The sequence below is a fragment of the Candidatus Bathyarchaeota archaeon genome (assembly GCA_023131225.1).
GTDB lineage: Archaea > Thermoproteota > Bathyarchaeia > Bathyarchaeales > SOJC01 > JAGLZW01.
Genome location: JAGLZW010000033.1, coordinates 100507 through 108166 on the forward strand (window position 1 = coordinate 100507; position 7660 = coordinate 108166).

Annotated in this window: 8 protein-coding genes and 1 other RNA gene; 6 read left to right on the forward strand and 3 right to left on the reverse strand. The window is 42.0% G+C overall.

All coding sequences use genetic code 11. The annotated features are described in order from the left end of the window. Positions 1-28: 28 nt before the first annotated feature. On the forward strand, positions 29-1165 hold the full coding sequence (locus KAU88_08580) for a DNA primase (GenBank protein MCK4478564.1): 1137 nt from the start codon (positions 29-31) through the stop codon (positions 1163-1165). On the opposite strand, the gene KAU88_08585 is transcribed toward KAU88_08580, so the two are convergent. Then, positions 1162-1299, reverse strand: coding sequence for a hypothetical protein (locus KAU88_08585; GenBank protein MCK4478565.1), 138 nt, complete (start codon positions 1297-1299; stop codon positions 1162-1164). The two genes, KAU88_08580 and KAU88_08585, sit on opposite strands and share 4 nt — an antisense overlap. 160 nt (positions 1300-1459) lie before the next feature. On the opposite strand from KAU88_08585, the gene KAU88_08590 reads away from it, so the two are divergent. Then, positions 1460-2539: an mRNA surveillance protein pelota gene (locus KAU88_08590; protein ID MCK4478566.1), complete on the forward strand. Its 1080-nt coding sequence runs from the start codon at positions 1460-1462 to the stop codon at positions 2537-2539. Between the two features lie 12 nt (positions 2540-2551). Here KAU88_08590 and KAU88_08595 read toward each other — a convergent pair whose 3' ends face one another. Beyond that, complete coding sequence (locus tag KAU88_08595; protein MCK4478567.1) at positions 2552-3262, reverse strand: nucleotidyltransferase domain-containing protein; 711 nt, start codon at positions 3260-3262, stop codon at positions 2552-2554. A 79-nt stretch (positions 3263-3341) separates the two neighbouring features. Here KAU88_08595 and KAU88_08600 point away from each other — a divergent pair, with 79 nt between their 5' ends. Then, positions 3342-4295, forward strand: a complete 954-nt coding sequence (locus KAU88_08600; GenBank protein ID MCK4478568.1) for a TIGR00269 family protein — start codon at positions 3342-3344, stop codon at positions 4293-4295. An 18-nt stretch (positions 4296-4313) separates the two neighbouring features. On the opposite strand, the gene ffs is transcribed toward KAU88_08600, so the two are convergent. Beyond that, positions 4314-4642: signal recognition particle sRNA (gene ffs / locus KAU88_08605), an RNA gene on the reverse strand. 83 nt (positions 4643-4725) lie between these two features. On the opposite strand from ffs, the gene KAU88_08610 reads away from it, so the two are divergent. The 3 genes from KAU88_08610 to KAU88_08620 form a co-directional block, all read left to right on the forward strand. Further along, positions 4726-5979 carry an HAD-IB family phosphatase gene (locus KAU88_08610; protein ID MCK4478569.1) on the forward strand — a complete coding sequence of 418 codons (1254 nt, stop codon included), beginning with the start codon at positions 4726-4728 and terminating at the stop codon, positions 5977-5979. A 120-nt stretch (positions 5980-6099) separates the two neighbouring features. Beyond that, on the forward strand, positions 6100-6786 hold the full coding sequence (locus KAU88_08615; GenBank protein ID MCK4478570.1) for an AAA family ATPase: 687 nt from the start codon (positions 6100-6102) through the stop codon (positions 6784-6786). 15 nt (positions 6787-6801) lie between these two features. Next, positions 6802-7660: hypothetical protein (locus KAU88_08620; GenBank protein MCK4478571.1), on the forward strand; the 859-nt coding region annotated here is incomplete at its 3' end.

A 7660-nucleotide genomic window follows, 5' to 3' on the forward strand; every position in this document is an offset into this window, starting at 1 on the left:
CTTACATTATCACTCGGAGGTGACGTTAATGGGGCCATCACAAACCGTTACAGTAAAATATGTAATCCGTGCAAAATTTGAGATCGAGGGCGTTGTAGAAAAACCAGATGTTATTGGAGCAGTTTTCGGTCAAACAGAAGGCTTGTTTGGGCCCGAATTAGATTTGCGGGAACTGCAAAAATCAGGCAGAATTGGAAGGATCGAAATCAATCTACAATCAAAACAGGATAAAACATCTGGAATAATCACCATACCAACAAGCCTTAACCGCGTTTCCACAGCCATACTAGCTGCAAGTATAGAAAGCATCAACCGTGTAGGACCATGCAACTCCAAAATCACTCTGGAAAAAGTTGAAGACATACGTGATGCAAGACGCAAACTCATCATAGGCCGCGCAAAAGAGATTCTTCACCAATGGAACATCGAATCTATGCCAAGCACAGACCAAATTTTTCGCGAAGTCTCAGAAACGCTACGAACGGCAAAAGTTGAAAAATATGGCAAAGAAAAACTCACAGCCGGACCGGAAATCGAAAGTGCAAAAGAGATAATTGTTGTTGAAGGCAGAGCCGACGTTCTCAATCTCTTGAGATGTGGAATACTGAACGTCGTTGCCCTTGAAGGGGCGAAAATTCCAGAAACGATAATCAAACTATGTAAAGGAAAGGAAGCAACGGCGTTTCTAGACGGCGACCGTGGAGGCGACTTGATACTTAAAGAATTGATACAAGTAACTAACACAAAGTATGTTACAAGGGCTCCGCCAGGAATGGAAGTTGAAGAACTAAACTGCAAAGAAATCATGACAGCACTTGACAAAAAGGCTCCTATGGAGCGACTGAAAAGGAGGAAAGAAAGACGCAGGGTGCTTGTTCCAAAGCAAATTGTTAAGGTTGCAAAGGAGTTAGAGGGCAGCTTGGAGGCGGTATTGCTTAATGAAAAGATGGAAAAAATGGAGCGCTTGCCAGTGAGTGAACTTGCAGAAAAGCTTCGACAAATAGAAGATATAGATACTGTGGTTTTCGACGGCGTTATAACACAACGTTTAGTGGACGTCGCCAGTAAGAAGAAAGTCAAATACTTGGTGGCTGCACGTGTTTCAGATGTTGTTAAGCACCCCTTAAATGTGCATCTTATCACTTTCGCTGATATTCAAGGTTAGCTGCCCAAAAACTCAGTTAATGCTTCTTGCTTCTCCTCAACTTTCTCCGGGGTTGTATTTTCTTTCAATGAAGTAGATTTTGAAGTTCTGTCAATTATCAAGACGCGGTTTCCAACAGTGTCTGTACTCCACATCCAAAACTCCGATATGTTACCTTCAATCTCGTAGTTGCTGTCTAAAAGCTAGAAGGTAACCTTCAAATAGTGATCGCCCCAAGAAATAGGATTGCTGCTGTGGATTTTAACTTTTTAATAGCTCGATGTTTCTATTAGGTGACGCAGGCGGTGTGCGATTTTGAAGATTTTAGGGAAGAACTTCAAGAAAGGTATCGTAAAGGTAGTGCCTAAAACGTTGGACGACTTGTGGCATTTATACAACATCATTTATAGGGGCGACTTGGTGTATGCCAGAACAACTCGAGGAGTGAAGGTTGACGGAGAGTATGCAAGACCTCAAAAAGGCAAACGTGTTTCGGTTTTCTTTGGCATAAGAGTTGAAGACGTTTTTTGGGACCGTAGTTTAAACAGACTTCGAGTGCACGGCAAAATACACGAAACACCGGAAGATATCGCTGGACGAGGCGCACACCACACATTAAACATAGCGGTGAACAAGCCGATAACGATAGTAAAGGACAAGTGGCTGAAGCATCAAATTGACCGTCTTGAAAGAGCTAGACGTTTCCAAGCACCACCTATCGTTGTTGTTTCGATTGATAGCGAAGAGTACTGTATCGCAATGATCAGGCAATATGGAATAGATGTACGAGTTGAAAGCAAAGCTAGCCTTCCAGGTAAGTTAGAAGCCGAGAAGAGAGCAAACGCCTTACGAAACTATTTTAGAAAAACATTGAACGCCTTGAGAACACTTTGGCAAAGCATTCATTGTTCAATCGCGATAATTGGAGTAGGCTTCGTCAAAAACCAATTCGTTAGATACGTGAAAAACGAGGCGCCAGACATTGCTCAAGCAGTGATAGAAGTAAAAGGTGTCAACAGCAGCGGAATAGCAGGTATTAAGGAGGCTTTACGCTCCGGCGTGTTAGACAAAGCATTGAAGCATGTGCGCATTGCAGAAGAAGCTAAAGTTGTTGAAGAAGTGCTTGCAAGGCTTGGAAAAGAGAAAGGTGATGTAACATACGGCTTGGAGCAAGTAGAGAAAGCGGGCACATTTGGAGCTGTTGAAACCCTTCTTGTGGCAGATTTTACCATAAGAGACGCTTCAGATGAAAAACGACTGGTTTTGGAGAAGTTAATGAGAGACGCTGAAGAAAAAAGCGGAAAAATTATCGTAATAAGCGTTGAACATGAAGCTGGTCAGAAACTGCTGGCTCTTGGAGGAGTTGCGGCACTTTTACGCTTTCCTGTTAGCTAAACTGAACACACTTTATTTTTCAAAAAATTTTAAGCGCCGTCGCACTTCTGGTTTTGTTTCGGCAAGTTTTTTTAGGGCTTGCTCGAAAGTTTCGTCTGGTGCCAATTCTCTTTTGATAAACACGCCTGTTCTGCCTATTTTATCTCTTCGTAGAAGCGCATGCATACGGTCCAACACTGTCTCTAGAGAAATTCCTAACAGTTTGGCTGTTTCCTCTTCTCGACCGACTATACCGCTTTCAATGTGTCCCTTGTCTGTTGGCTCTATAAGCATAAGTCTCTTGTCAACTCCCGCCACTCTTCTGTCTTCCCTTAGCATTGTAAGAGTGATTTCTCCTCCAAAACTGTAAAAGTCTCTTTCCACTCGACGCATTTTTACGAGAGGAAAGGAAACCGCCTGTTGGCTGTCGATTTCGATGTATCCTTTGACAGCGTAGTAGGGTGTAGCTTGTATAATTAATCGCCTTTTTATCTGAATGCCTGCTCTTTCGAGAGTTATTTCGATTCTGAAAGAAGAGGGGAGGTTGAGTATGAAAATATCTATGTCGCTTTTAGCTGTTACATCTCCTCTCGCAACGCTGCCGTGAGTGATTGTGGTTAGATTTGCCTTTTCCAAAATCTCCATTAGATTAATTGCTTTCGAACGTAGTATCTTCAATTGTTGCCATCGCTGTTTATTGTAGTGGATTTCTAGGCGTTCAGCGTGTCTGATTGGCTTAGTCATGAGATTTGGACCTTCTATAGAAACCTATACTAGAGCGTTAATTTTTAATAAACTAAACCAAAACCCGTGCGATGAAACAATGTCCTCAACATGTACGATGTGTAAACGTAGAGGCGCAATTTACATGCGCCCTTACTCGGGCGAAAAACTATGCAGTAGTTGTTTTTGCCATTCTATAGAGAACAAAGTTAGAGCAGCCATAGCCAAGTACGACATGCTTCGCTTCGACGATAGGATAGCTGTTGGAGTCTCAGGCGGTAAAGATAGTATGGCGCTTCTTCACATTTTGACCAGACTTGAAAGGTCGTTCCCTCAAGCTGAGTTAATCGCTGTTACTGTTGATGAAGGTATCCGCGGTTATAGGGATGAAGCATTAAAAATTGCCGAGGAAGGCTGTAAAAAGCTGGGTGTTGAGCATGTCATTGTTTCATTCAAAGAATTGTTTGGATATAAACTCGACGAGTTGGTTGAGAGATTACATGATAAGAAAAAAAATGGTGGAGGTTTGACGCCTTGTGCCTACTGCGGCGTCTTACGGCGGCGTGCACTTAATTCTGTAGCTCGAAGTTGTGGAGCAACAAAGCTTGCAACCGCACATAACCTCGACGACGAGGCACAAACTGTACTCTTGAACATTTTACATGGTGATCCATTGAGGATAGCTAGAGCTAGACCCGTTTCGTCTGCTACGCATTCGCATTTCGTGTGCCGCATTAAACCTTTCTGTGAAGTCCTTGAAAAGGAAACAACGTTGTATGCTTATTTGCGAAAATTTGAGTTCCAAAACATACCATGTCCCTATGCTCCCGCAGCGTTAAGAAACGACATTCGTACTATGTTGAATAGAATGGAAGAAAAACATCCAGGAATAAAATATACGGTTTATCGCTCAGCAGAGAGGCTAGGGTCTTCCATAGAAAATGCAGTAAAAACAGAAAGACTGAGAAATTGCAGAACATGCGGTGAACCAACTGTAAACGAGATGTGTCAACCGTGCAAAATGCTGCTCAATTTGAAGTCGCATAAACGCTGAGGAACTGTGAATTTTGAGCGGCGGGTCACTGAGGTTCGAAGCCCAGTTTTCGTCAAGCCCACAGCCTACCATTGTCTCGTATCCGCACCCCCTTGAGCGCTGAACGTCTAGACTTAGGTTGCTCCCTCCCGGGCCTGGCCAGATTCACCTAGTAGGCACAGAAACCGCCTCCCTACAGAGACAGCTCCATGACCGCCAGCCCCAAGGGACGGATATTCACTGCAAGGATAAGCGGAGCCCAACGCTCTTTGACGCCTCAGCCTCAGCTCTCAGTCCGTCATATAGAGGATTTACGGTCAAGGCAAAGCCTTTCAGGAGACCCCTAGCCCCCCACCTAAGGCCCGCCACCCAAACTTCATAGCTTCGTCCAAACATTAAAACTTTACCAACCACCAAATTGCTAATACAAAGAGAATAGAGATAGACAAGCATGACTCAAATAGCTTCAAGAAAACTCGTAATCTTCGACGTTGAAGGAGTATTGCTACCTAAAAATCGCTATTTAGTCTTCGAACTAGGGCGAAACCTGAGTTTCTTGCAGTTCATTAAGCTCCTTTTCATTGGTTTCCTCTACGAGATAGGCTTACTCTCTCTAAAATCAGCGCTAGAAACTATGTTCAAACTATTTCGAGATTCCACAGTAGAAGAACTGCTAAATACATTCAGAAAAATACCTTTACTCCCACACACAGAAGCAGTTTTTGTAGAACTAAGGAAAAGAGGGTTAAGAACAGCCCTCATAAGCTCAGGGCTTCCCCAAATGATTGTCGAAAATCTTGCTTCTCGTCTGAAAGCTGACTACGCTTTTGGACTCGAATTAGAAATTAAGGGCAATATCTTGACAGGAAACATCGAAGGCGACGTCATAAAGAAAAACGGAAAAGCCTTCGTAATGAATAAAATCTTGGACCAAGAAAACATTACACGAAGAGATTGTGTGGTTGTAGCTGATGACCGCAACAACTCTCCAATTTTCTATCCAGAGACCTTGAAGATAGGCTACAACCCAGATTTTCTAATAACCCTAAAGTCCGATTATGTAATAAAAGGCAACTTACTAGAAATTGTGCCGATTCTTGAAGGAACTCAAAAAAGGCCTCGTTTTGTTTTATCGCGCAATGAAGTGATTCGGGAAGTTATACATGCCAGCGGATTCTTTGTGGCTCTGGCTGCTATGCGCTTTGGAGTTTATATTGTTGCTTTTCTTCTATTTCTAACGACTCTGACATACATGGCAGCTGAGCTTGCCAGAGTTGAAAGAAAAAGTATTCCCCTAATTTCATCAATTACTCTAAACGCAGCAGCACCCTCAGAACGCTATGAATTTGTTTTGGCTCCAATATTTCTGGCTTTAGGCATCATATTATCTCTTATCCTTTTTCCAACTCCAATAAACTATGCATCGATAGCTATAGTCTCACTTGGAGATAGCACCGCTTCGATTTTCGGCAAAATATTCGGAAAAACTTCAATCCCTTTCAACAAAGGTAAAAGCTTGGAGGGCTCCGTTGCCGGGTTCGCTTTCGCTTTCTTCGGCGCCGCATTTTTTCTTCACCCACTGCAAGCTTTCATTGGCGCAATTGTAGGCACAGTTGTGGAACCCTTGCCGTTGCCGATTAACGACAATCTTTCAACGCCGTTGGCAACTGGTGCCATACTGACTCTTCTCTCTGTAATGTTTTAGGTGTCAAATTATTTGAAATTAGTATTCTCTTTTCATAAAGGATTAGTCTAAGATTACCTGACATAGTTTTCAACAGAGGATGCTATAGCTATCCCTGCCACGACGTTAGAGGATTAAAAAATGATGGAGCGCATAAAAACTGGAGTAGACGGGTTAGATGAACTTATCGGTGGAGGACTAGTAAAAGGCGAAGTAATCTTATTAGCAGGTAGTACCGGCAGCGGCAAAACAATATTCTCTACTCAATTCATTTACAACGGTGCCACACAATATGGAGAAAAGGGAGTGTATGCAACTTTTGAAGAAGATGAAGCAAGCTTACAGAGAAACATGGAAGAACTAGGTATGAACTTGGGAAAACTGGAACGTGAAGGTCAAGTCAGGGTCATAGGATTGCAAGCGATGAAAGACGTGGGTTTGAATGCAAATTTGGACTTTATTCTAAAAATAGTTAAGGAAATGAAAGCTGAACGATTGGTTATAGACTCTCTTACCGCTTTTCTCATTGGAATAGGTGAAAAGTTCGAGTATAGAACTCTAATGCATCTTTTTTATAAAATGCTGAAAAAGATTGGTTGCACAACTATAATGACTTGCAGCGTTCCAGCAGGGTCTAATACATTAGGGCTTGGAATAGAGGAGTTTATTGCCGATTCAGTCATTGTCCTTGAAAACGTTATGGTTGATACTGAACTTAAAACCCGTTTTCTGATTCGAAAGATGCGGGGAACAAGTCACAGCAGAAAGTATCACGATGTCATAATCGGAGAGACTGGACTCAAAATAGTGCCGTTCTCAACGATGTAACACTTGGGAAATATCATGATAGATTTGCTCTTTTATCTAGCAGTTCTGGTGGTTCTCATTACGTTAATAGCTTTTTTTATGCGACAAAAGGGTTCTTACTTCAAGTCAGTGAGAATACTACTCCTTATAGCGTTTTCAGCTGTAGCTTCAATTGTCTTAATTAACATGGTTAAAAACTACATAATAAAAGAAAGCTGGATAATGCAACCATGCATCCTTTGGGGGACATCTGCCGCAATCGTAGCGGCATTGGCAGTAGAGCAAACTGCTTTTATTTTATACAAGCAACAGCAAGTAATACAACGAAAAGGTTTTTTCTCAAATAAGATAAACATAATCTCTCTTCTCTTCAAAATGTATGCGTTTTCAGTTTTAATTGTGGCATGGATATTCACGCCATGGCAAGTAAAAGACAATGTTCCGAATTTATGGGGAAATCTAGTTCAGAGCTTTGTATATGATCCGCTATTCACAGTGTTTCTTGGAGGAATATTAGTCAGTGTTATAGCGTACCCCTGTGCAGTTTTTATTCTTTTAAGTCGCAAATGCAATGAAAAACATGTTTCGGACGCTCTCTGGTGGCTTGGAATTTGCTGGGCAGCTACTGGAGTAACATTGTTGCTTTTCCATGCATTAATGAGGAACCTAGGAATTGAACTAGTAGAAATAAGTTCTCTATTTTATGTGCTATATTGTGGAATCGTGGCATATCATTTTAGGCAGACAACAATTCTAGAGAGTCTATTCAAAATTACAGATCCTTCTCTTCGTCTAAGAGAGGGAGAGCATCTTGTTGTTTTCTATACGGACAAAGTAGACAAGTGGAAACTCTTTGCAGCATACATCCGCCAAGGCTTATGTGAAGGTGATAGAG